28 protein-coding genes, 1 other RNA gene and 2 pseudogenes are annotated in these 21,106 nt (G+C 38.8%); 19 read left to right on the top strand and 12 right to left on the bottom strand.

Annotated features, from left to right (window positions below; all coding sequences use genetic code 11):
• Positions 1–412: 412 nt before the first annotated feature.
• The 9 genes from DYY67_RS06105 (at position 413) to rnpB (ending at position 6,384) form a co-directional block, all read left to right on the top strand.
• Positions 413–907 carry a hypothetical protein gene (locus DYY67_RS06105; RefSeq protein ID WP_166391665.1) on the top strand — a complete coding sequence of 165 codons (495 nt, stop codon included), beginning with the start codon at positions 413–415 and terminating at the stop codon, positions 905–907.
• Positions 882–1,265 carry a hypothetical protein gene (locus DYY67_RS06100; RefSeq protein ID WP_166391663.1) on the top strand — a complete coding sequence of 128 codons (384 nt, stop codon included), beginning with the start codon at positions 882–884 and terminating at the stop codon, positions 1,263–1,265. The genes DYY67_RS06105 and DYY67_RS06100 overlap by 26 nt, the downstream gene beginning before the upstream one ends.
• A gap of 205 nt (positions 1,266–1,470) precedes the next feature.
• Positions 1,471–2,322 (top strand): hypothetical protein, encoded by an 852-nt coding sequence (locus DYY67_RS06095; protein WP_166391661.1) that lies wholly within the window; start codon positions 1,471–1,473, stop codon positions 2,320–2,322.
• Complete coding sequence (locus DYY67_RS06090; RefSeq protein ID WP_166391659.1) at positions 2,303–2,554, top strand: hypothetical protein; 252 nt, start codon at positions 2,303–2,305, stop codon at positions 2,552–2,554. Before DYY67_RS06095 ends, DYY67_RS06090 begins: the two co-directional genes overlap by 20 nt.
• Positions 2,555–2,565: 11 nt before the next feature.
• Positions 2,566–3,024, top strand: coding sequence for a hypothetical protein (locus DYY67_RS06085; protein WP_166391657.1), 459 nt, complete (start codon positions 2,566–2,568; stop codon positions 3,022–3,024).
• Between the two features lie 65 nt (positions 3,025–3,089).
• On the top strand, positions 3,090–3,599 hold the full coding sequence (locus tag DYY67_RS06080) for a DUF367 family protein (protein ID WP_166391655.1): 510 nt from the start codon (positions 3,090–3,092) through the stop codon (positions 3,597–3,599).
• Positions 3,600–3,730: 131 nt separating this feature from the next.
• The gene (locus tag DYY67_RS06075) at positions 3,731–5,449 is read left to right on the top strand and encodes an APC family permease (protein WP_166391653.1); all 1,719 of its coding nucleotides are present in this window, start codon (positions 3,731–3,733) and stop codon (positions 5,447–5,449) included.
• Positions 5,376–6,062: a hypothetical protein gene (locus tag DYY67_RS06070; RefSeq protein WP_166391651.1), complete on the top strand. Its 687-nt coding sequence runs from the start codon at positions 5,376–5,378 to the stop codon at positions 6,060–6,062. Before DYY67_RS06075 ends, DYY67_RS06070 begins: the two co-directional genes overlap by 74 nt.
• 46 nt (positions 6,063–6,108) lie before the next feature.
• Positions 6,109–6,384: RNase P RNA component (gene rnpB, locus DYY67_RS06065), an RNA gene on the top strand.
• Between the two features lie 38 nt (positions 6,385–6,422).
• Here rnpB and DYY67_RS06060 read toward each other — a convergent pair.
• From DYY67_RS06060 to DYY67_RS06050, 3 genes are all read right to left on the bottom strand, one after another.
• Positions 6,423–6,590, bottom strand: coding sequence for a hypothetical protein (locus DYY67_RS06060; protein ID WP_166391649.1), 168 nt, complete (start codon positions 6,588–6,590; stop codon positions 6,423–6,425).
• Between the two features lie 4 nt (positions 6,591–6,594).
• Positions 6,595–7,185, bottom strand: a complete 591-nt coding sequence (locus DYY67_RS06055) for a hypothetical protein (protein ID WP_166391647.1) — start codon at positions 7,183–7,185, stop codon at positions 6,595–6,597.
• A gap of 239 nt (positions 7,186–7,424) precedes the next feature.
• Positions 7,425–7,649, bottom strand: coding sequence for a hypothetical protein (locus DYY67_RS06050; RefSeq protein WP_166391645.1), 225 nt, complete (start codon positions 7,647–7,649; stop codon positions 7,425–7,427).
• A gap of 131 nt (positions 7,650–7,780) precedes the next feature.
• On the opposite strand from DYY67_RS06050, the pseudogene cofD reads away from it, so the two are divergent.
• Together cofD and cofC are read left to right on the top strand one after the other, a co-directional pair.
• A pseudogene (cofD, locus tag DYY67_RS06045) lies at positions 7,781–8,705 on the top strand (2-phospho-L-lactate transferase).
• Positions 8,695–9,333, top strand: coding sequence for a 2-phospho-L-lactate guanylyltransferase (cofC, locus tag DYY67_RS06040; protein ID WP_166391643.1), 639 nt, complete (start codon positions 8,695–8,697; stop codon positions 9,331–9,333). Before cofD ends, cofC begins: the two are co-directional and overlap by 11 nt.
• A 28-nt stretch (positions 9,334–9,361) precedes the next feature.
• On the opposite strand, the gene DYY67_RS06035 is transcribed toward cofC, so the two are convergent.
• Genes DYY67_RS06035 through yciH form a run of 3 tightly spaced genes read right to left on the bottom strand, consistent with a single transcriptional unit; the run spans position 9,362 to position 10,677 of the window.
• Positions 9,362–9,721, bottom strand: a complete 360-nt coding sequence (locus DYY67_RS06035) for a CPBP family intramembrane glutamic endopeptidase (RefSeq protein ID WP_255492894.1) — start codon at positions 9,719–9,721, stop codon at positions 9,362–9,364.
• A gap of 7 nt (positions 9,722–9,728) precedes the next feature.
• The gene (locus DYY67_RS06030) at positions 9,729–10,361 is read right to left on the bottom strand and encodes a hypothetical protein (RefSeq protein WP_166391583.1); all 633 of its coding nucleotides are present in this window, start codon (positions 10,359–10,361) and stop codon (positions 9,729–9,731) included.
• Positions 10,362–10,368: 7 nt separating this feature from the next.
• Positions 10,369–10,677, bottom strand: a complete 309-nt coding sequence (gene yciH / locus DYY67_RS06025) for a stress response translation initiation inhibitor YciH (protein WP_166391639.1) — start codon at positions 10,675–10,677, stop codon at positions 10,369–10,371.
• Positions 10,678–10,756: 79 nt separating this feature from the next.
• Between yciH and DYY67_RS06020 the strand changes: the two genes are divergently transcribed.
• From DYY67_RS06020 to DYY67_RS06010, 3 genes are all read left to right on the top strand, one after another.
• Complete coding sequence (locus tag DYY67_RS06020) at positions 10,757–11,011, top strand: Sjogren's syndrome/scleroderma autoantigen 1 family protein (RefSeq protein ID WP_320415989.1); 255 nt, start codon at positions 10,757–10,759, stop codon at positions 11,009–11,011.
• A gap of 120 nt (positions 11,012–11,131) precedes the next feature.
• Complete coding sequence (locus DYY67_RS06015) at positions 11,132–11,296, top strand: preprotein translocase subunit Sec61beta (protein ID WP_166391637.1); 165 nt, start codon at positions 11,132–11,134, stop codon at positions 11,294–11,296.
• The gene (locus tag DYY67_RS06010) at positions 11,293–13,026 is read left to right on the top strand and encodes a DUF2070 family protein (RefSeq protein WP_166391948.1); all 1,734 of its coding nucleotides are present in this window, start codon (positions 11,293–11,295) and stop codon (positions 13,024–13,026) included. The genes DYY67_RS06015 and DYY67_RS06010 overlap by 4 nt, the downstream gene beginning before the upstream one ends.
• Here DYY67_RS06010 and DYY67_RS06005 read toward each other — a convergent pair.
• On the bottom strand, positions 13,023–13,643 hold the full coding sequence (locus DYY67_RS06005) for a restriction endonuclease (RefSeq protein ID WP_166391635.1): 621 nt from the start codon (positions 13,641–13,643) through the stop codon (positions 13,023–13,025). The genes DYY67_RS06010 and DYY67_RS06005 overlap by 4 nt on opposite strands.
• Positions 13,644–13,796: 153 nt before the next feature.
• On the opposite strand from DYY67_RS06005, the gene DYY67_RS06000 reads away from it, so the two are divergent.
• From DYY67_RS06000 to DYY67_RS05995, 3 genes and pseudogenes are all read left to right on the top strand, one after another.
• Positions 13,797–16,166, top strand: a complete 2,370-nt coding sequence (locus DYY67_RS06000) for an ABC transporter substrate-binding protein (protein ID WP_255492893.1) — start codon at positions 13,797–13,799, stop codon at positions 16,164–16,166.
• The gene (locus tag DYY67_RS10925) at positions 16,135–16,269 is read left to right on the top strand and encodes a hypothetical protein (protein ID WP_255492892.1); all 135 of its coding nucleotides are present in this window, start codon (positions 16,135–16,137) and stop codon (positions 16,267–16,269) included. Before DYY67_RS06000 ends, DYY67_RS10925 begins: the two co-directional genes overlap by 32 nt.
• Positions 16,270–16,307: 38 nt before the next feature.
• Positions 16,308–17,323, top strand: a pseudogene (locus DYY67_RS05995) (ABC transporter permease).
• Positions 17,324–17,355: 32 nt separating this feature from the next.
• Here DYY67_RS05995 and DYY67_RS11590 read toward each other — a convergent pair.
• Entirely contained in the window at positions 17,356–17,532 is a 177-nt protein-coding gene (locus DYY67_RS11590) for a hypothetical protein (RefSeq protein ID WP_320415988.1), read from the bottom strand.
• Positions 17,533–17,549: 17 nt separating this feature from the next.
• Between DYY67_RS11590 and DYY67_RS11585 the strand changes: the two genes are divergently transcribed.
• Complete coding sequence (locus tag DYY67_RS11585; RefSeq protein ID WP_320415987.1) at positions 17,550–17,897, top strand: hypothetical protein; 348 nt, start codon at positions 17,550–17,552, stop codon at positions 17,895–17,897.
• Positions 17,824–18,681, top strand: coding sequence for an ABC transporter permease (locus tag DYY67_RS11580; RefSeq protein ID WP_320415986.1), 858 nt, complete (start codon positions 17,824–17,826; stop codon positions 18,679–18,681). The genes DYY67_RS11585 and DYY67_RS11580 overlap by 74 nt, the downstream gene beginning before the upstream one ends.
• Here DYY67_RS11580 and DYY67_RS05985 read toward each other — a convergent pair.
• Genes DYY67_RS05985 through DYY67_RS05970 form a run of 4 tightly spaced genes read right to left on the bottom strand, consistent with a single transcriptional unit; the run spans position 18,665 to position 21,095 of the window.
• The gene (locus DYY67_RS05985; protein ID WP_166391633.1) at positions 18,665–18,994 is read right to left on the bottom strand and encodes a hypothetical protein; all 330 of its coding nucleotides are present in this window, start codon (positions 18,992–18,994) and stop codon (positions 18,665–18,667) included. The two genes, DYY67_RS11580 and DYY67_RS05985, sit on opposite strands and share 17 nt — an antisense overlap.
• 8 nt (positions 18,995–19,002) lie before the next feature.
• Entirely contained in the window at positions 19,003–19,314 is a 312-nt protein-coding gene (locus tag DYY67_RS05980; RefSeq protein WP_166391631.1) for a hypothetical protein, read from the bottom strand.
• A 39-nt stretch (positions 19,315–19,353) separates the two neighbouring features.
• Complete coding sequence (locus DYY67_RS05975; protein WP_445082577.1) at positions 19,354–19,758, bottom strand: Mov34/MPN/PAD-1 family protein; 405 nt, start codon at positions 19,756–19,758, stop codon at positions 19,354–19,356.
• 56 nt (positions 19,759–19,814) lie between these two features.
• The gene (locus DYY67_RS05970; protein WP_166391627.1) at positions 19,815–21,095 is read right to left on the bottom strand and encodes a hypothetical protein; all 1,281 of its coding nucleotides are present in this window, start codon (positions 21,093–21,095) and stop codon (positions 19,815–19,817) included.
• Positions 21,096–21,106 lie beyond the last annotated feature (11 nt).

The raw sequence follows: 21,106 nt of genomic DNA, 5'->3' as shown, positions 1-21,106 counted from the left end.
ATTTACAAAGCGGCCACCCCGGGTTCCTCTAACGGTCAACTCACTACAACCTACTACTACTGCTCAAAATGTCATGTCTGTTGCCACTGACAAACCAAGCTATATCTTTCGGAGACACTGTAACAATAAGTGGTAAAGTTTCAACGCTTCTAAATGATCCTGTCCTGGGATATCCTCTATCAGTTAATTTGATAGTATCGGGGCCATCTGGGTTTCAAAAAACGTTTACTCTATATCCAAACACTAGTCTGTCAATTTAGCACGTCGATGACAACAAGCCAGGTATTGGGATTTCCAGAAGGCAATTACACCATATCTGCATCATATGGAAATCTTGTAGCATCATCTGCTTTCATGCTTGGTTCTACGCCATTTGTTCCTCCAACCCAGTCTGCTTCATGCCACCATGTCAATGTCAACAGACCAGTCAAGTTACACATTATCACAACCAATTACACTCGATGGAACTGTTTCTCAAGTTATTCCACTAACTCCAGTGGTTTACAAAGTCTATACTCCAAATGGCACCATGATATATCAAGGAAATCTCTTTCCTGACACACAAGGTCATTTTACAACTTATAGTCAGTACCAATCTCACTCAAGCGCATCTGGAATTGTGATAAATAGCATCAATCCAATTTATGGAAAGTATACCATTACTGCAAGTTATGGAACTGCAAAAACTACTGTTTCCTTTACACTAGTGTCTCAACAAGCACAAACTACGCCATTATTGATATCAACTGACAAACAGGTGTATGGCCTTGGGAATACTGTACAGATAAGCGGACGTACTCAACTGGCAGGTCTACAAAATTCTGGACTTTCTCCATCTTTAGAAATAATACAATCATCTACAGCAACTGCAACTCGGGGAGGTGTGCCGACAAACTTTAGACATTAAAACATTTGTCAACATAACTCCGTCTAACACATTTGCTTACAATTTTACGTATCCAAGTGATCCGAACAGACTTGGAAATTACAGAGCAATAATATCTATCTCTTCATCAACAGCTGAAGCTGATTTTGTAGTTGCGGCTAATCCTAGCACCTACCAGCCTACAACAACACAGACAGGTCCACTCACTATGGCCACTGACAAGACACTATATGCATATGGAGATTCAATCGTTATTTCAGGCAGAGTGCAACCCAGCATGTTGATTCAGGGATCTCAAATCCAGATCTCAGTTATCAATTCCACAGGGAAGCCTATTGTATTCTCAAAGTTCAAATCTAGCCAGCGGCTCAGCCATTAGCCAATCAACACCTTGGCTTCTTTGCATATCCTGACAGCAGTGGAAATTTTGTTGTCACGCAATCTCTTATCCCTAGTATATTTACTGCTGGCACGTACACCCTAAAGGCTTCATACGGTAATCTTCAGACGTCGACCACTTTTTCAACGTATAACCCGCTTGATACTGGCAGTCAAGGTCCTATTGTGCTAGTATTGATAAACAAGTGTATGGGGTTGGCGACATTGTTCATCTAACTGGAAAAATATCAAGCCGAACGGGAACTTCTGCATATACGCTAAATCTCTTACAACCTGATGGGAAAGTAATCACCACTAATTTAGCATTGAATAATGGACTTTTCTCATGGAATTATACCGTCCCAAGTCAAGCGACATTTAACACTGCCTCTACAATCACCACTAATAGAGCAGCATCATCTAGTGGAACCTCGCAGACCAGCCTGTATGGAATCTATAGCATAACTATCAACTCTGCCAATGGGAATTCACAATTGTTCTTCCAAGTGTCGCCAAATCCACAAAATCAAACTACCATCTCTCCATTTACTATAGAGACTGACAAGACAGCATACATGAGTACTGACGTATTGAACATTTTTGGACAAGCGCTACCGCAACCAAACGCTGCATCTCAGGCCATTAACAACCAAGTTCAAGTATCAATTTACACTCAGACTGGAGAACAAATCTACAGCGGTTTTGCCAATCTAAACCAAGGTGGCCAGTTCAATGTATTAGTACCAATGCAGCCTGGTGTGTGGACAACAGGAAATTACAGAGTTTATGCACAATATCTTACTAACAATGCTCGAACAACATTCCAGGTGACAGACTCATTTACAGTTAGCTCAGGAAAGCCACAACTTTTCATGGGCACAGATCATGTCCAGTATCTTCCTGGTCAGGCAGTTTTGATTACAGGCAGAACCAGCTCTATCATCTCGATTAACAACGCATATCTTACATTTGGCTTGACAAATGATACTGTAATTAGTGAAGGACAAGTTGCATCGCAAAAGGGTTACACATTGAAACATGCTCACAGTATCTTTTGATCCGAATGGTTACTTTGACTATAATTACACAATTCCAAAATCAACATCTCTTGGAAATTATATTGTAATAGCCCAGGCACCGTTTGGATTCTTTAATGCGACATATCAAGTAGTTAATCAATTACCTCAAGTAAACATCACCTCGCAAACAAATGCCACACAAGTGACTCCTCCTTCGAACGTTACTCAAACCACCCCCCATCCACAAATAACACGCAAGAAACGACTGTAATTCCGACAAGTGTGGGACCCACACAAAAGCGAACCACTCAATCTATGATTGTAGACAAGGAGAATATGATATCAAGTTCTCTCATTCCAATAAATCTGAATGAAAAGATCAATGCCAGTCAAACTTATTATCCAAGAGAGATAGATGGACTACTTCGTGTAAATCCAGGTGACGAAAATGCGGTTAGCTTTAAGGTAATCTCACCCAGCGGCACTTGCATCATTGGCTCTAGTGCGGACTGTGATGTATATCAATCAACATTTCAAGGAAGTTCACTTTACCAGACTGTGAAAATTGGAAATGAGACCCTTTTGGTGGGATTTTCTGGCTCGGATCAGCGAATACAACAATTCAGTCTTCTTCCATCTGGAACAAATGATAGTCTCCAAGTTGGTCAGTGGAACATACAGATAGTAAAAAATGATCAAGTTTCTAGATTTTATTACCAGGTAACTTATTTGACAAAATAATTATTTGATGAAAACCATATCCAAAATATCGCATAATTTATTTTTCAATGGATTGTAGTAATAAAATGAAAGTTCAAATTTTTATGTTAAAACAAGATGATCCAACAAAATGCACTGCTGCAAAATTGGTAAAATTTGGGTTGGCAAAGCAAATAAGAAGAACAGTACGAGCTACAATGATTTTAGATCCTTTCGCGCCAAAAGTGGTTTTAAAGACTGATGTGCACACTGTAGACTCTATTACAGCTGTTGATTGTTCTTGGGAGTTGGTGCAAAAAACATTCTTCACAAACTTCTCGGGCATTTCTCGAAAACTACCACCATTACTTGCTGGAAATCCTGTAAATTATGCTAAAATAGGAAAGCTTACCACAGCAGAAGCCATCGCGGCAACTCTTTTCATTATGGGATTTGACGATCAGGCTCATGCAGTACTGAACAAATTCAAATGGGGACACACTTTTTTTGATCTCAATCAAGATCTCTTAAGGGACTATTCACACGCAGATACACAAGAAAAAATAGTTGAGATATCAAACGAGTATGGCGTAGTGCCTAAAACAACTCTGGAATAAGCAACTTGTGTAATTTTGGCAGAAAAGAAGTCCAAGTTATACGTCTTTCCAAGATATCATACTTTATTCGTGATGGCTTTTTCATGTGGGTAAAGATTTATGCGAGCGTTTTTTCCACACGGTAGGGTTGCATGACATCTGATCATACAGGACTTGTTCGCAGTCTTTCTCTGCTAGACATCACAATGATAGGAATTGCCGCCATGATAGGCGGTGCCATCTTTAACTTGGTAGGTCCTGCAATGAATGAGTCTGGACCTTCTCTTCCAATTGTATTTGCAGTTAGCGGAGTAGTAAGCTTCTTTACTGCTTTGACATATGCCGAACTAGGTTCTGCCTTTCCAGAGGCTGGTGGGGGATATAGATGGGTAAAAGAAGGTCTTCCTAGACCTAACGCGTTCATCAGTGGATGGATTGCTTGGTTTGCACATATGATAGCAGGCAGTCTGTATGCTGTTTCGATTGGAGATTTCTTTGGAAGCTTACTTACAAGTTTGGGAGTTGCGCCAGAGTATGGTGGGATACCACTAAGTAAAATCATTGCAGTAATTTCAATAATCTTATTCACATACGTGAATTACCGGGGCGTATCACTTACTGGCAGAGTTGGTAACGGGCTTACAATTGCACAGCTTGTGATAATTGTAGTTCTTATAACATCCGCGCTTTTTGCAGTGGGTTTTGTTAATCATAGTTGGGCAGATAACTTTCACAATTTTGTACCGCATGGTATGACTGGATTCATTTTAGCTATGGGCATTACCTACATAGCTTTTGAAGGATATGAAATAATTGTACAAACAGGAGAGGAAGTAAAAAACCCAAAGAAGAATATTCCACGAGCAATCTTCATTGCACTTGGGGTTGTAACCGCACTCTACATTGTATTCACATTTGCTTTTGTTGGTGGCCTTCAATCTAATGTAGTTGGACAGGAGGTATGGAAATACATTGGAGGTTATCAAGACCTGGGAATTGGAAAAGCTGCCCAGTACTTGATACCGTATGGGACAATTTTGGTTTTTGTCGGTGGACTAGTGTCAAGCATTGCAGCTTTGAGTGCAACTACGTTTTCTTCAAGCAGGGTATCTTTTGCCATGGGAAGACAATACAATCTGCCGTATATTTTCAGCTCAATTCACCCTAAATTTCACACACCACATTTTGCAATAATTGCATCGGGATTTATCATGTTGATAATGGCAGCGTGGCTTCCACTAGAACAAATTGCACTTGCCGCAGGCGTGTTGTTCCTCTTTCTTTTTACTCAGGTTAACTGGGCAGGGATAAACATCAGACGACTTTATGGTCACAAACTAGACTATGGATTTAAGATTCCGCTCTTTCCTCTTATGCCGCTGATAGGAATCTTTGCCAAGGCAGGTCTTGCAGTGTTTCTTTTGATATATAATCCACTAAGTTGGGCAATAGCGGTTGTCTGGATATTGATTGGCTTTTCAATCTATAAACTGTATATTTCAAAAAAAGAGATAGAGCACTATGCCCCTCTAATTGCAAACATTGGACCGCAACAAAGAAAAGATTATCGTATTATGGTTGTATTCAACAAAAAAACAGTTGAAAAACTCGTAACTATTGCTTCATCTATTGCAAAGGACAAAGATGGGGAAATTTCACTTCTAAATGTAGCCGCAATCCCAATTCAGATACCTCTTTCTATGGCGCATGGATTTGCCGAACCCGTCATGAAATCCTTTGACGACTTGAAGAAGAAACCTGGTTTTTCAGAATATAGGTATCTTGTTAGATTATCTCATGATACCACCAGAAGCAATTCTTGCTACTGCAGAAGAACAAGGAGTAAATTTACTTGTAATGGATTTCTATGATCTTCGTAATAATAGAAAATTACTTACTCTTACGACATGTGATATCATAGGAGTAAGCATAAAGAGAGATTTTGAAAAAGAACTTTCTCACATAGTGGTAGCATATGATAAAGGAAGACATTCTGATCTTGGTCTTGAAATTGCCACATCATTTTCAAATTCAATGAACAGCAAGATACGAATTGTAAGAGGAGTAGTGGAATCTCCTGAAGAGGAACGTGATATCTTGAGCAGAATCAATGAAAAAATGTTCGATCTTGATCTGAAAAAAGTCCCAGTAGAAAGAATTTATCCTACAAACATGGATGTTACCAAAGATCTACTGCAGAATCTAAACCAGGATCCTGAAATAGTGATTGTCGGGGCTGGAAATCAACCTGAACAGGCATTTAGTCCAAAGACTATGGAAATTGTTGAAAAATCAAAGTACAGTGTGTTTGTAGTACGCGATTCTAGATTTTCAGAGATACGGGCAAGATACTTTTGGCATGTGATTGCTCCAAGACTTAGGGAAAACAGATTCATCTACAGGTTGTATCGTATTGTATATGGCCTTGTAAAATCAAGAAAAGAAGCAACTTCTCAGGAAGACTATTTTGCACCTAAAATGTAGTTCTTGCCAATGCTAAAATAGAATCCTTCCTAATCTTAGATAGGGTGCGAGCCGGTGAATGAGGCACTGCTACGGCAGAGGAAACTCCTCCCTCCATGCAGCAAATGCGATCCGGAGACGGATAACCAGAGATGGTTGGCAACAGAACAGAAAATTATCCTATCTGGGGTACTGTGATGGTGATACCTGAGATTCCCAGCAAGGAATGAAAGAGCTGTCCCGTATGGAGCAAGGCCAAATCAAACTATAAGCGCTGCACTTTGTTTAGGTAGGCCGCATAGCGAAATCTCGTAAAACAGAAGGAGGGTTACAGCTGGCACGCACTTTATTTTTTTAAATGATAAAATTTGTTGTCGATGTTTAGATGGCTGATCTTTTTGACCTGTCATCTGGATTGCTTGGCTGACTACCAGTACTTGTTGTATCGCTAACGGCTCCGTCAAATTTGTCCACCCAGTGATGCCTTTCCTCGTATTGTACCGGCCCCCATGATTCTTCTGGTTTTCTATTTTTTTCCTGTTTCATCATTCTGTTACTCCACCAGAATATTCCTACAGCTATGACTCCTGCAAAGCCTGCCATTCCATATACCATCATAGTTGACTGTTCCACCTGCTGTGGTGTTTGAAATTCCGGCAACTGCTTGGGCGGTTGCTGTAAAAGTCCATCCTCCTTGAATTTGATTTGGATTTGCGTGGCCTTGTACCGTAATGGTTCCTGCATTTGCTTGTTCTGTTGTTGAAATGTGATACTTGATACCATCAGAACCTGTAAAGTCCTCATCGATGTTATTTATTTTCAATGCGCCTGCGCTAAGTTCGCTCTCTCCTGAGGAAAATGTGGTTACTGCTACCTTTTGTCCTTTGTACCCGTATCCAGCTGCATCACTTAGCGTATATGCTGGATCGAAAAGACTATCCCATTTGTTTACTGGCTGTTGGCTGAATAGTCCAGTTGCATCCATCAAGTTTGGCTGTTGGAATACTGTATAGGCGTCGGTGCCTTTGAGTGCGTTGTAAAGGTCAGGCAGTTGACTTTGGATTGAATCTATAGGATAGTTGATTTCTATTGGTCCATACTGGTTGGTGGTTATGGTGATAGGTACATTGGCATTGAATGCCATCCATGATGCATCAAATGTTTCCGGTATGTCTCCACTAGCTGTATTTCAAGACATAGCCTGTAACTGTAGGAGTCAGTACTATTTTGTAATCAAAAGATGCATGATCAGAATATCCGTTTATAGCTAATTGATAACTGACATCTAAATTAGTCAAAACGGCCGAACTGTGTTCATTTGACACAATATCTGTATTGATTTGTTGCATGAATGTTTTGAGCGCAGGGTCGCTGGTTGAGTTGTCAGTAAATGACTACTGTCATGTTTTTGCCCTGAAGTATACTCTGCAGCTTACTGCCTGCAGGATAATTTATGTAGAAACTTTTTTCAAAGTCATAAGTGGGATTGATGGGGTTTCCTGCAAGAGGTAAAGTTGCACTAAAGTTAACTGTTGCAAAAACTGGAGCGATTGCACCAAAAAGTAATAAGCCTGTTATCACTGGGACAATTAAAAGTCTCCTAGTCACGTTCCAAATGACCTCCCAAGTCAGTAATAAATCTTAGCATTAATTTTTTCCAATAATTATCCGTGAATTTTTATTGGCAAGAGTAATATTGTATTGGCATCTCCTAGTATCTTCGTAGGGATGCTGAAAAAATGATAACGATTCTTGCGGGGGGAACTGGTTCTGTAAAACTTGTGCGAGGAATAGCCTCTCAAACACGTGATCTCTCTGTAATCTCTAACGTTGGTGATAATTACTGGTTATACGGTCTTTACATCTGTCCTGATATTGATACAATGCTTTACGGGCTTGGAGATATTCTTGATACTGATAAAGGATGGGGAATAAAGAAAGACACATTTGGATTTTTGCGCCAGATGGAAATGCTTGGGGAAGAAACTTGGTTCAAAATAGGGGATAGGGATGCAGCAATACATCTCCTGAGAACTAACATGCTCAAGAACGGGAAAAATTTATCTGATATCACTGAATGGATGTGTCAAAAATTTGCTGTTGACACAAAAATAATTCCAGTGACTGACAATAGCGTTGAAACGAGAATTGTGACAAACAAAGGAGAGCTTCATCTACAAGAATTTTGGGTAAAATACAAAGGTCAAGACAAGGTAGAGGGAATAAAATATCTGGGTGCAGACAAAGCACGAGCAAATCCCGCTGCAGTAAACGCCATTCATGATTCAAAACTGGTGATAATTGCCCCGGGCTAACCCATTAACTAGCATAGGTCCGATACTTTCCATTAAAGGAATAAGAAAAGAATTGGCAAAATCCAAGAAAAAAGTTGTAGTGGTAAGTCCACTCATAGGAAATGCCGCAATAAGCGGACCTGCTGCAAAGTACTTGGAAGCTGCAGGCATCGAAGTTTCTGTATATGGCCTTGCCAAGATGTATTCTGAGGTAGCATCACACATGATAATAGACTCTGCCGATAGACTGCACACAAGAAAGATTGAAAATTTAGACATGAAAGTGTATGAAACAAAGATAAAGATGAAGGAAAAGAAAGACGAAGAAGCACTTGCATCTTTCATTCTAAAGCAAATGCATGTCGTCTAAACAACGCGTAGGCGCGATAGTGCCTGTAAAGACATTTTCAAGAGCAAAGACGCGTCTTGGCATGTCTTCTGAAAAGACAGAAAAAATATGTAAAATAATGCTCGAGTCAGTACTAGGAACACTTTCACAATCTGAAATTATTGATAGAGTTGTTATTGTAAGTAAGGATGAAACTGCTCTTGGAATTGGAAAAACATTTGACGCGGTACAAATCTATGATCATGAAGAGCTGGGAGTTAATAGTGCGGTAAAACTTGCAGATGATTATCTGTTAAGGGAGAGCTTTGATTCTACAATGGTTTTTCCACAAGACATTCCGCTAATTCAAGTAGAAGATATTGACGCATTATTGAATTTTAGAATTAAAAATCGATGTGTACTTGTTGTTCCATCAAGAAAGTTTGATGGAACAAATGCATTGTTTAGACTACCGCTTGATGTTATGGAAACCCATTATGATGAGGACAGTTATAAAATACATCTAGATACTGCGGAGAAAAGAAATGCTATCTCATCTCTTATACTTATTAGAAGAATCATGTTAGATGTAGACGATCAGTCTGATCTAAATTTGATAATGAGTTATGATTTACCAGTATCAAAATCTCTTAGCGATGCCATACTTTGATAGTTTTTTATCTATTTAGAGCAAATTTTCAGAGTTGATTAATCGTGGTTGATTCTTGCCTAGATCTTACGTAATTGAGAATCTTGATGGATATTGCTATCGCGCCTGTGACTATTAGTAATTGTTCAAGCGTATTGGAAAAGGGATTCACCGTTTCATTTGAAATGGGAACTTGACCTATGGCTGATATGAAAAACAAATATGAATAAATGAAATAGTTTGTGCTCCAGTGAATAAGAATGGCAGGACCCAATCCATATCTCACATAGACCCATCCAATTATTATTCCTGCTATTGCAGCTTGGGTGAATTTTCCTGGACTCCAAGGGGTGCCAGAAATTATGTGAGCTGCCCCGAAAAATATTCCAATGGTGATTATCAACGCCATGGTTTTTCTATAGTCTGTGATGTGAAGGTGTGCAGATGGCCTCCATAACGATTTGAAGAAAAGTTTCCATGATGGACGGTATGAGAAGATGAGAAATAGAGGAATTCCTATTAGCAATACTCTGAAAACCCAACTCTTCTGTCAAGGGTGCGACTGTAATCTGGAAAAATTGAATCAGGTTATTCTGAGACGGTGGCGATTCTATCTTTACTCCAAAACCTTCTTGAACAAAATCTATTGCAACTGAAAATAATATGAGTATCGTAAACCATGTTATCATGTTTGTAAGTCCATTGTCTTTTAGACCTCGCCAGCCTTCTGCCATAACGCTAGATAATGTATTTGTCAAACTTCCACGAGGACCAACAAATGAAATAGAAAAAAGTATCAAGTAAATTGACCATGCTATTATGAAAACATCTCCGAGCTGAAACAAAATTGGTAACTTGTAACTAATTCCACCTATGAAGAAATTAAGTCCGTCCGTTGGATACTGGAAATTTATCTCATTTCCAATATTTGAGTTGAAGACAATGTAGGCTCCTATGGGAAATGATAAGATCATTATTCCAAAAATCACAGATATTAATGCAGAATAAGGAATGGAAAGAACTCTGCTTATCTTATCTATGTGTAGCAAGTTGAATTCAATGAACTTCTATGCTAGATTCAAGAAATCCAAGTTTTACTAATGTGCCTTTTATTGTATCGCGATGATCTCCTTGGAGGAAAATATATCCGTCTTTAACTGTTCCACCGCAAGCATACCTTGCCTTTAACTCTCTAACCACTTTTCCAAGATCATTCATCTTTGGATTGACCCCTTCAATCATAGTACCCTTCTTTCTAAAACGTCGCTCTTCAATTCTAACCACGATTTGGGTTTGATCTTTTTCGAGTTCACCGCAGGCACATAAATCGTTGGGAAGTCCGCAAGTATTGCAGATTACCGCCATTCAAAATAAAAAGCTGGAATCCTACTATTAAGCCTTGTTCACCTGTATCTTTTTTATGTAGATTTGATTGATTCAAGATGTGTCAAAAGAGCTTACAAAAAAAGCTGTGGAGATGCTTCTGAATGGAGCTACATTGGTAAGCGATCCATGTCCATACTGTAAAGGTGTCAGAATCATAAAGGAAGGTAATGCATTTTGTGTAAACTGCGGGAGGGAAGCAAAAGATAGGAACATCTCAAAAGACGAAAAACCAGAAGATGGTGTAAAGGAATCTTCCACACTTGAGAAACTTGATCAAAAACTAAAAGATCTAACTGATGAACTACAAGGATGAAAAGGATCATACAAAGCAACAGCAGATCCTCAAATCGATCAATGATATTATCGCGATTAAGGAACGACTCGAGAAGATCTAGTCACAAAAGTATTTATTTAAACAGGGGTGTGATATGGCATGAGCAGTAAGAAGTCAGCACCACTTCCAGCATCAAGCGCGGGTCTTCTAAGATTCTTTGAGGATGAAACTAAGGGATACAAGTTGAAACCAGAGGTTGTGATAGCCATTCCAAGTGCACTCATTGGCATATCGTGGATTTTGAAAATCTTCTTCTCACCATGACCGCAAGTTCTGATAATGTATCCCGTATACACAAGAGGTATACGCTTACAACGTTTACTCCTACCTCACCGTATGTTTCACTTGCAATTTCAATTGTTATTGCATGTGTGATAGTTTCTTTATCTGATCTTTATTATTTCAAGTCAAGCGATAGCCTTGTCTTCAATATGCTGCTAATTGTAGCGGCATTAGTTGCAACTCAGTTCATAGATTCTAAATTGTTGAAAACAAATCATTCTAAATCTTTACACATGTCTGCTTTTGGGAATCTTCTTTGGCTTGTCACAATAATTGGCGGGTTGCTCTCTGTTTACGTTTTTGCAAAACCTCACTTGTCACAAGTTTACATAGCTGAAGGCATGCTTCTCTTTGCAGGTTTCAGAATAGGGTTATTTACATCAGTAATTGGAGCAAAAGTAAAGACTGCCTTGGCAGTGTGTCTGATACAACCGCTTGCAATGTTCATGTCGTTTGTACCACCTGAACAATGGTACCAGATACTTTCTGATCCTAGGGGCATTATTTTTGGTCTAGTTTTCATTTTCCTAGGTACTGCATGGACAATACTTACCGATAGAGCTGCAGGAAAGGTTTCAAATGCTCACAAGTTTCTGCAAGCATACATTGCAGCAGCCACAAGAAATGATGCATCCGATATGGAAACAATGATGGAAGCACGTTCCCAACCTTCAAAGGTTTCAACATTTCAAATTTTATTTAAAACAAAAAATAATGAATGCAGGCTTGTCTTACCTGATGTTCATCCAGGACCATTTCATCCAATAGGTGGAAGCAACATAACTTATCTAATTTACAAGAATCTTAATTCATCTGCAATGGTTATGCATAGCGTATCAAATCATTCTCTTAATCTTCCTTCCAAATCTCAAGTCGAACAGTATCTTGCCAGTCTACAAAAGAGCTCAACTATACAACAAGGATTCAGCTGCACAAAACCAGTAACAGTTCAGGTAAACAAAGCCAGATCTGTTGGATTGCTGTTTGATAAAACTGCAGTTCTGATCCTGTCACTTTCCCCTCATGGGATGGAAGATGTTCCAACATATGTAAAAACAGAACTTGAACAATACGGCAAAAATAGAGGGTTTGAACGAGTGCTGATTGTTGATAGCCACAATGCTATGGGTGAAGAAATATCAAAATTAGATGCAGATGATCTTCTAAAAGCATCCAAGTCCAACTTGGATACTCTAATAACAAAAGAGGCAATGCCAATGGAGATTGGATTTGCAAATGCCGAAAATCTCAAAATTGAGACTGATGATCTTGGTCCCGGAAAGGTGGCTATAATGTGTATGAAAATAGGTGATGAAAAATTCTTTTTAGGTTGGGCAGATGCTAACAATATGCAGAATGGACTAAGAGAAGAAATTGCAAGTCACTTCTCAAAAAATGGGTATAATCTACTTGAGATCTGCACTTCAGACACACATTACAAGTCAAGAAATGCCAGGAACAAACATGGCTATTTTGAGTTTGGTAGCTTGTCAAAATCTGATGATGCATCATCCTGGTTTTTGCAGCTTGCTAAAAAAGCAGAACAAAATATCTCCTCTTCATCGTTTGAATTACTTGCACAAGAAACAACTGTAAAAGTTATGGGTGACAAGCAGTTTGAAGATTATTCAAAATCTCTAGACAGGGCAATGCGTATAACACAAGGATTTCTTGTTGTAACAACCGCATTTTTCTTTTATACCATGTTTTAGGAACGAAGTTCTTCTAGATTGCCATAGAATTCATCACAAAACGAGTCTAGCTGATGGATGGGTATTATGGGAACTCTTTCAATAAATCTTGTTTCATGCTGGTATAGTGTAACTATGGCAGGTACAGCAGCTTGTATTTTTTCCTTTGACAAAAAGTGTCTGGTTCGCTCGACTTGTTTTTTTACTGCCTTCTCAAGAGCCGACTGACTCATTTTATTCCAATGTTTGCAGTCTATTAAAATTGCAATTCCTGACTTTATGCCGATTACATCAATTTGCATTCTGGGATTTGTCAGCATGACATTGCGCATAGTCTCAAAATCTCTCTTCTCAAGTATCTCGGCAGTAAGGGATTCAAAATCTTGCCATTCAAGTAGCGTAGAGACTTCGTCAATTGGAGCGCCCATGCTAATTGCCAAAATAGCCGTCTTTAACCTGTCATTTTCTTCAAAATGTATTGCGCCGTCCTCCAGCGTTCCTATCCCATTTTGCATAAAGTTGTCCAATATCTCAACTACCATTTCTTCACTAGTACTAGTAGCCATTGCAAAATCCTTTACTGATATCCCTCCCGGTATTATTCCCTTAATCCCCTTAACAAGTGTCTGTAGATTCATTAGAATTCATCATCTCTTGTTTTTGAAATATTATCCACCACAAATAAAGATCAGGGTATAGTAATGAATTATGTTAAAAAATTTCTATTTTGTATTATTTGTTTTCTAAAATAAATAGGCGATGGTTATATACAGTTCAAATCCAAACAAATCATGAAATTAATGCTAGTTGTTATACTAGCACTCTTTATTCTAGGATCGAAGGTTTCATTTGGTGAAAAAGGAACTTATGTAGACAAAGTAGAGTTCATACAATATTCTGACTCTAACACCGCAATAGAGGAAATAAAAAATGGTAATTTGGATATCTATTATTCATCAATACCGTCAGACAGGATAGATCCACAACTAAGACAGGATCTAAACGTATTCCAGTCTACGGGAACCGAGTATAGTCTTCTTGTAAACCCTGCGCCTTCTGAAAAATTCAATCCTTTTTCAATACGAGAAGCTCGTTATGCGCTAAATTATCTAGTAGACAGAAACATGATCGTAGATGAAATCCTAAATGGTCACGGCTCTCCTATGATATCTGCATACAAACCATATGATCCGGATTATCTTTTAATTCTAGGAAAACTTCAGGCGTTTAACTTTCGATACAATCCGTCGCTTGCAGACCAGATGATTTCAGACGCACTTACAAAAGCAGGAGCCCAAAAAATAGACGGAAAATGGTACTATGATTCAAAACCAATTGAGATTACGATATTTATCAGAAATGACGACCAAGTAAGAAAGTCTATAGGAGAAATTCTCTCATCACAACTACAAAAACTTGGATTTGTAGTAAAGCCAGATTATGGAGATCTCTCAAAGGCATTCTCGGTTGTATATGGGTCAAACCCTTCTGACATGGAGTGGAACATATACACTGAAGCATACACTGTTGGCGGATTTGTGCGATATGATTCTGTAACTGTTGCTCAAATGTACTCTCCTTGGTTTTCAAACATGCCGGGATTTAATAATCCAGAATATTGGAATTATGAAAACAGTTCTTTGGATTCGATATCAAAAGCAATCTTTGTAGGCAATTTCACCTCTTCTGAGACTCGAGCTAAATTGATAAATGATGGAGTTGTTGACGGCATACAAGAATCAGTTAGGATCTTTCTTGCAGCTCAGGTAGACCAATATGTTGCTAACAAGAAAGTTCAAGGAATAATAGATGATTTTGGGGCCGGCATTACAAGTCGATTTACTCCAATAAATTCACGAGATGACTCTGATACGATAAAAATTGGTGTAGGCCAAATCTATCAAGGTGCATGGAATCCAGTAGCTGGGTTTACTGATTCATACAGTCAAGAAATGTCGGCGCCTGTAATGGATCCTGGCGACTTTAAAAATCCATATACTGGGATTACAATTCCTGTGCGAACCACCTGGAATGTAACTACTGCAGGTCCTCTGGGAAAACTTGATGTCCCAAGTGACGCAATTCGCTGGGATCCAGCACAACAAAAATGGATTCAAGTCGGACCTGGCATAAAATCCACAAGTAAGATAACATATCACATGAAATTTAGCAACTGGCATGACGGCCGTCCTATGGACATGAATGACGTGCTTTATGGGATTTATTTTCTTTATCAGTGGGGATGGGATCAAGCCTCTCAAACTGAGACATTTGATTCTGAATATTCTCCAAAGGCAAATCAAGCTGCAAAGACACTGATAGGAGTTAGAGTTATTGACAATGATACTATTGAGGTATATCAAAATTATTGGCATTTTGACGATCGTGAGATAGCAGATTCTGCTCAGGTCTGGCCTGATATGCCATGGGAGTTAATGTATGCAATGGAAAAGTCAGTCACTGAAGGAAAACTCGCGTTTTCAAGATCAGACGCAATAAACAAAAATGTCGACTGGTTATCGTTAATTGTTCCAAAAGATGCACGGATTATAGAATCTAATCTTCAAGAATTTGAAAAAAATTACACCGTGCCAAAGGCATTGGTTGGTCTTGCCAGCCCAAGTTATTGCGATCTTAGGTATAATTCTTCGATATCGTGGATAGATAAACACAACAACGCGATGATTAGTAATGGCCCATTCTATCTTGACAGCTATTTGCCAGAGGCAAGAACTATCTCTATAAAATCATTTGATGATCCAACATATCCATTTGGTGCTGGGTATTGGAAGGAATTTGAACAAGTACAACTTCCAAAAATAGAAAAGGTAAATGTACCAACAGTTGTAACGATTGGACAAGATTTGGATATTCCTATCTCAGTTACGCCTGGTTCTGATGTATATTATTATTTCATTAACGCACAAGGTAATCTAGTCTATAGCGGAATGCAAAATTCAAGTAGCGGAAATTTCAGCATTGCCGTTCCAGCTACTACTACAATGAATTTCACTGTTGGCGCAAATGATTTGCAAATTTTTACTATATCAGATTCTGCATACAGACCAGATACATTTAGCACTAGTTTTCTTGCTGTGGAAAAAGGAGATGAGATTCCATCTGAAAACATTGGCAGTCACAATACAGTATGCAGTAAATGATCAGAGCTATGTTGCAGTTATTCCTTTGATAATGATAGGTGCAGCAATTGCTTTTGTCTATGTAAAGAGGAGAAAAAGGCAAACTTCAGGAGTTGTAGCCTGATGGGATTCAAGAAATATCTTGCAAAACGTGCAATCACTATGTTTGGTGTGCTAATGGCCACGCTTTTGATAACCATTGCACTAGTCGGTTCTAACATGGATGCAATATTGAAGCAGAGTGTGGCACTGGAGATTAGGCAGCAGATTACAAACAATAAAAGTCTAGTCTCAAGCTTCAAGACCCCTGATCAATTGAACTCGTATGTGCAAAATCAGATCAACCAACGAGTGGTGGCACTTGGTCTTGATCAACCCTGGTATACTCCTCAACGGACTTGGCCTTGCCATGTACAAAATTTTAACACTAGACTTTGGCCATGCAAAATTTCTTACAAGCGATACGGGCTCTTCTGATGTCAAAGATATAATACTTGAAAGGCTTCCAAACACAATTCTTCTCTTTACAACTGCCACTGCAATAGTCTCACTGCTTGGCATATTGTTGGGCGCAATTGCTGCAAGCAAAGTAAATTCTAAAATTGACAAGATAACATCAGGTTTTGCTATAATAAGCAGCAGTTTTCCTGTTTGGTGGGTTGGTCTTATTATGATCTTTTTGTTTGCATTCGTCTATCCTATATTTCCTGCAAGAGCGAACGCCAGAAATTTCTATGACAGATCCTGGGTACATTGCATCTTTGTTATATCATATGGCATTACCGTTAATCACTCTTGTTCTGATTGGATTTGGGTCTTGGGCCTATCTTGTTAGAAACTTTTTGGTCGGTGTTTTGCAAGAAGATTTCATCATGGCAAAAAAAGCAGTCGGAATTGATAAGAAAAAAATCTTGTATCGTCATGCATTGAAGAATGCCGCTCCTCCTATTGTTACTGTTCTTGCTCTAAGTCTTTCGGGATCACTTGGTGGAGCGATAATAACAGAAGCGGTATTTGACTGGCCTGGAATGGGGAGGCTATATTATGAAGCAATAAGCGTTCTTGATCTGCCTGTTATAATTGGTGCAACGTATGTTTTAACAGCGTTCTTTCTTGTTAGCATATTTTTGGCAGATGTCTTGTACGGGTATTTTGATCCGAGGGTAAGAAGACAATGAGTTTTTCTACAAAAGAAATTTGGAAAGAATTTTCAAGCAGCGGTATAGGTCTGGTAGGGAATAGGGATTCTGGTTGTATTGTTTTGCATGTCAATAGTTGCTTTCATTGCCATTCCTGCTGAGACTTTTAAAGAATGGAATGATCCTGCAAGTTGGCTTACATATCCAAAATCTGCACTTCCTGTCTGGGTGAAACTATTTTCTTTCACATAAGATTCCAGAACACATGATTTTGAAGCCTCAAGAATCCTATCAAAAATCTGGAAACGTATCTGTTGTAACTGAAGTTTTTACAGTGGATTATGAATATGACTCATTTCCAAGCGATTTTGTCTATCAGTATTCTGTTAGATACACCGGTGCACCATTGGTACAATTATCAGTAACACGACCTGATGGTCTAAACTCTGTTCTGACATCTACATCGCTGCCTTATTCTTACAATGAAACAATGTTTACCGGAATGCTGTTTTCCACGGATGATTCAATGAAAAAGAACCTTGAAAACAGTATTTTGTTCTCATTTCCTGCTTACTTCAATTCCTTCACAGAATCTTGTTTTTTCAGACCCTGACCAAAACAAGGCATTACAGGGGCATTATGTTTTCAAGGCAAAGATCTATGATGTAGATGGAAACATTACATCTGATCAATCAACGTTTGTTCTCGGCGGTAAAGTGTATGGACTGATGGGCACTGATGAACTGAGGCGTGACTTGGCAGTTGGGATTTTGTGGGGGACTCCATTGGCACTCTTTATTGGAATTACCGTCTCAATAGGTTCTGTAATACTGGGACTGGTTTATGGTGTGTTTGCTGGCTTTAAGGGAAAGACTACTGATGAGGCACTGATGCGTTTCAATGATATCATATATGCAATGCCTGCACTTCCACTCTTGATCATTTTGGCAGTTACAATTGGAAATAGTATATTTCTCATAGTGGGGTTTTTGGTAATATTTGGCTGGGTAGGGATTGCCAAAGTATCAAGAAGCATGGCTATGCAGATTAAGACATTGCAATACATTGAGGCATCAAAACTTATGGGACAAAAAGATTTTAAGATAATATTCAAACATGTTCTGCCACAGCTTCTTCCTTACACATTTGCAAGCATTGCAATCTCGGTTCCAGCGGCAATAACTACAGAGGCAGGGCTTAGCTTCTTGGGACTGGGCGATCCAACTTTTCCTACGTGGGGTCAGATACTACATGATGCTAGTGTCTACGGAGCTGCAGAAAGAGGGCTCTGGTGGTGGATACTGCCTCCTGGAATCATGATTGCAATAACTGGTCTTGCCTTTGTCTTTATCGGTCATGCGATGGACGCAATAGTTAATCCTAAGCTACGACGTTAGAATTGAACTGACGAATTATCTTTATTGTTTCGTCACTAAGCCTGATGGTATATGCAGCAGCATTGGGATCTGTAGACTGGGCAAGTGATTCTGCAAACTGCGTCTTGTCTTTTCCTCTCTGATACATTCCGCCTGATTCTTTGATGCATAGGGGAAATTTTTGCAGTTTGAGTCCATTTTGGAAAAGATGAGCCATGAATTTTTTGTAATCTTCTGGAGAATACCAATCCGCATTTTTCTCCTCACAGAGCATTATCCAAGTATCTATTGTATTCTGGAATAATGCTTTCTTTCTAAGATCTTCAAGAGTCATTTTAAATTTTAAAAGTCTGCTCTTTTCATCTTAGAGCCACATCTTGGACAGGTACCGCCCTTGAATCTATTGTTGCATGCAAGACAGATGTACTTGACTCCTTGGCCTTGACCGAAGAATCCTCCACCACCGCTACCAGTATCTGTCCCCATCCCTCCCATTCTTTTGAGCGCTCTATTTCTCAAGAAGAGAGGAAATACTATGAAAATCGCTAATGCTGCTATCAAGCCAAATGGCCACGGCAAAAGCATCTGTAGCCCTATGCTAACTGCAAGTGATCCAAAAAGGAAAATGAGGTAAGTCTTGTAATTTATCAACATTACCTGTTATAGCAAAAAGCTTATAAATTTTTGTCATGATTAATCCAAACTTATTGTGATTTCAAGTAGATTTCCATCCCTATCATATGCAAACACGTCATTATCATCATACGGGGACTGCACAATTATTGAAACAAAACCAAAAAAATTGTGCAGATCTGTGACAGAAGGCTTTGCTACCCCGCTTGGATGTGAATGAACGGTGCCAACATAGCTGGCATCTAGAGGTAGAAATGAATGTGGAAAACCTGCAAATGTAGGTCCAGTGTGTGAGAATGGAGGTATGACCAGACCATCGACTAAGACCTGCCCTTTCTTGTATTTGCCGCGTAAAATGAGAATTCCCTCATTTGGATGGTTCATCTTGCAGTAAGTAAGAATTCCGTCCCGGATTTGTTTAGTTATAGTAACGGTTCTACGTACTCGTTGCGTTCTCTTAAATATCACAGTATAACCTTTACGTGGAAACTAATTAACCTTAGAAAATAGAGGTTTCAATTCTATGTTTTAATGACGACTTTTCCATTATTTAGTTGAGTCGTCTTTGCTTCTATCTCTAATTTTATGGCATTGTGCTCTGACTCGTTTTCTTTGATCTCTTTTCCTATTTTTTCACTGGATGCTTCCAAATCAACTATGTTTGATCTTGTCTTTTCAAGTTCTTTTTCCTTTCCTTCTAGTGTTTTTATGTCAAATACGTTTAGACTTGCTTCTAGTTCTGAGATCTTTTTTGCAAAAGAAGTTTTTAGTTTTAAAAATTCATCCAGTCTATCTATTGTTTCTTCGATTAATTCTATTGACTTGTCTGAATCTTTTACTGAAACATTTCCTGCCACCACTGACTTTGCAGTTGCCTGTAAAATCTCAATTACTGGTTCTTTGTTGTGAGCTGAAATGACTTCATAGGGATCAGAAATAAGTTCTTCCATCAATTTTTTCATTGGTTTGTCAAATGAAGAAACATAACTATACTTGCTGAGCGGCCTTGAAATTTTGGTAAACTGAGCATCTATTTTCCCTTTTATTTCCTGTTTTTCTTGAGATAACAAATCTATTTTTTTTCGCACTTCTAAGAATTCTCTATGCTCAGGTTTTGCCTTCAATCCTGATATTTCTAGCTCAAGTCTTGTAATGGTTTGCAACGTCTCACTTTTCTCATGTCTAATCTCGGTCAACCTGTGATTTTTTTGCCTTTCTTTGATTTTCAATTCATCCATTTTCTTGATGAGATCAAGTATGGATTCAGAATTGGATTTGAAATTCTCTTGTCCATTTATTAACATCTGCAGGGCGTTTCTATTTTGAGCAAGCTTTGCAATCTCCTCTTTGAGTTTATCCGCATATTTTCTTGCAAAAACATGCATCACTCTTGTATGTAATCCTAAAATATCTCCGATTCTCTTGAGTGTCTGATTAACTTCATTATTGACTGCTACCACATCATCATATCTCTCGATATTGGTTAGTCTGCCGCTAGTTTCTTTCTTGATGGTTGCCACTACTGCATCTTTGCCTCTTTTTCCAACTGTCTTTAGATTCTTGTCCACATCATCAAGTTTTAGGTCGTCTGATTCTAAATGCAAAACTATGCCATGGATGTCTTTTCGATTCAATTCGATCTCTGTTTTTAGCCGTTTGGCTTCTTGAAGGATATTTGATATGCGAGGGACCTCAAGTTCTTTGATGATTGCTGGGATCTCTTGTAAGGCAACCTCTCTTTGGTGCTGAACTGGACTGACTGGATTTTCCACTGTTTTTTTCTTTCCAAAGCCGAAGACCATCACTAAAGATA

The sequence above is a fragment of the Candidatus Nitrosotalea sp. TS genome (genome assembly GCF_011319465.1).
Taxonomy (GTDB): domain Archaea; phylum Thermoproteota; class Nitrososphaeria; order Nitrososphaerales; family Nitrosopumilaceae; genus Nitrosotalea.
This window is presented reverse-complemented; position numbering and strand designations above follow the sequence as displayed.

Excerpts from the sequence above, each read along its gene's own strand:
- DYY67_RS06105 (WP_166391665.1), top strand. The coding sequence starts at position 413 with ATGTCAACAGACCAGTCAAGTTACACATTATCACAACCAATTACACTC.
- DYY67_RS06090 (WP_166391659.1), top strand. The coding sequence starts at position 2,303 with ATGCTCACAGTATCTTTTGATCCGAATGGTTACTTTGACTATAATTAC.
- DYY67_RS06080 (WP_166391655.1), top strand. The coding sequence starts at position 3,090 with ATGAAAGTTCAAATTTTTATGTTAAAACAAGATGATCCAACAAAATGC.
- DYY67_RS06075 (WP_166391653.1), top strand. The coding sequence starts at position 3,731 with ATGACATCTGATCATACAGGACTTGTTCGCAGTCTTTCTCTGCTAGAC.
- DYY67_RS06070 (WP_166391651.1), top strand. The coding sequence starts at position 5,376 with ATGATACCACCAGAAGCAATTCTTGCTACTGCAGAAGAACAAGGAGTA.
- DYY67_RS06060 (WP_166391649.1), bottom strand. The coding sequence starts at position 6,590 with ATGATGAAACAGGAAAAAAATAGAAAACCAGAAGAATCATGGGGGCCG.
- DYY67_RS06055 (WP_166391647.1), bottom strand. The coding sequence starts at position 7,185 with ATGGCATTCAATGCCAATGTACCTATCACCATAACCACCAACCAGTAT.
- cofC (WP_166391643.1), top strand. The coding sequence starts at position 8,695 with ATGTCGTCTAAACAACGCGTAGGCGCGATAGTGCCTGTAAAGACATTT.
- DYY67_RS06035 (WP_255492894.1), bottom strand. The coding sequence starts at position 9,721 with ATGGCGTTGATAATCACCATTGGAATATTTTTCGGGGCAGCTCACATA.
- yciH (WP_166391639.1), bottom strand. The coding sequence starts at position 10,677 with ATGGCGGTAATCTGCAATACTTGCGGACTTCCCAACGATTTATGTGCC.
- DYY67_RS06015 (WP_166391637.1), top strand. The coding sequence starts at position 11,132 with ATGAGCAGTAAGAAGTCAGCACCACTTCCAGCATCAAGCGCGGGTCTT.
- DYY67_RS06010 (WP_166391948.1), top strand. The coding sequence starts at position 11,293 with ATGACCGCAAGTTCTGATAATGTATCCCGTATACACAAGAGGTATACG.
- DYY67_RS06005 (WP_166391635.1), bottom strand. The coding sequence starts at position 13,643 with ATGAATCTACAGACACTTGTTAAGGGGATTAAGGGAATAATACCGGGA.
- DYY67_RS06000 (WP_255492893.1), top strand. The coding sequence starts at position 13,797 with ATGAAATTAATGCTAGTTGTTATACTAGCACTCTTTATTCTAGGATCG.
- DYY67_RS11585 (WP_320415987.1), top strand. The coding sequence starts at position 17,550 with ATGATTTTGAAGCCTCAAGAATCCTATCAAAAATCTGGAAACGTATCT.
- DYY67_RS05985 (WP_166391633.1), bottom strand. The coding sequence starts at position 18,994 with ATGACTCTTGAAGATCTTAGAAAGAAAGCATTATTCCAGAATACAATA.
- DYY67_RS05980 (WP_166391631.1), bottom strand. The coding sequence starts at position 19,314 with ATGTTGATAAATTACAAGACTTACCTCATTTTCCTTTTTGGATCACTT.
- DYY67_RS05970 (WP_166391627.1), bottom strand. The coding sequence starts at position 21,095 with ATGGTCTTCGGCTTTGGAAAGAAAAAAACAGTGGAAAATCCAGTCAGT.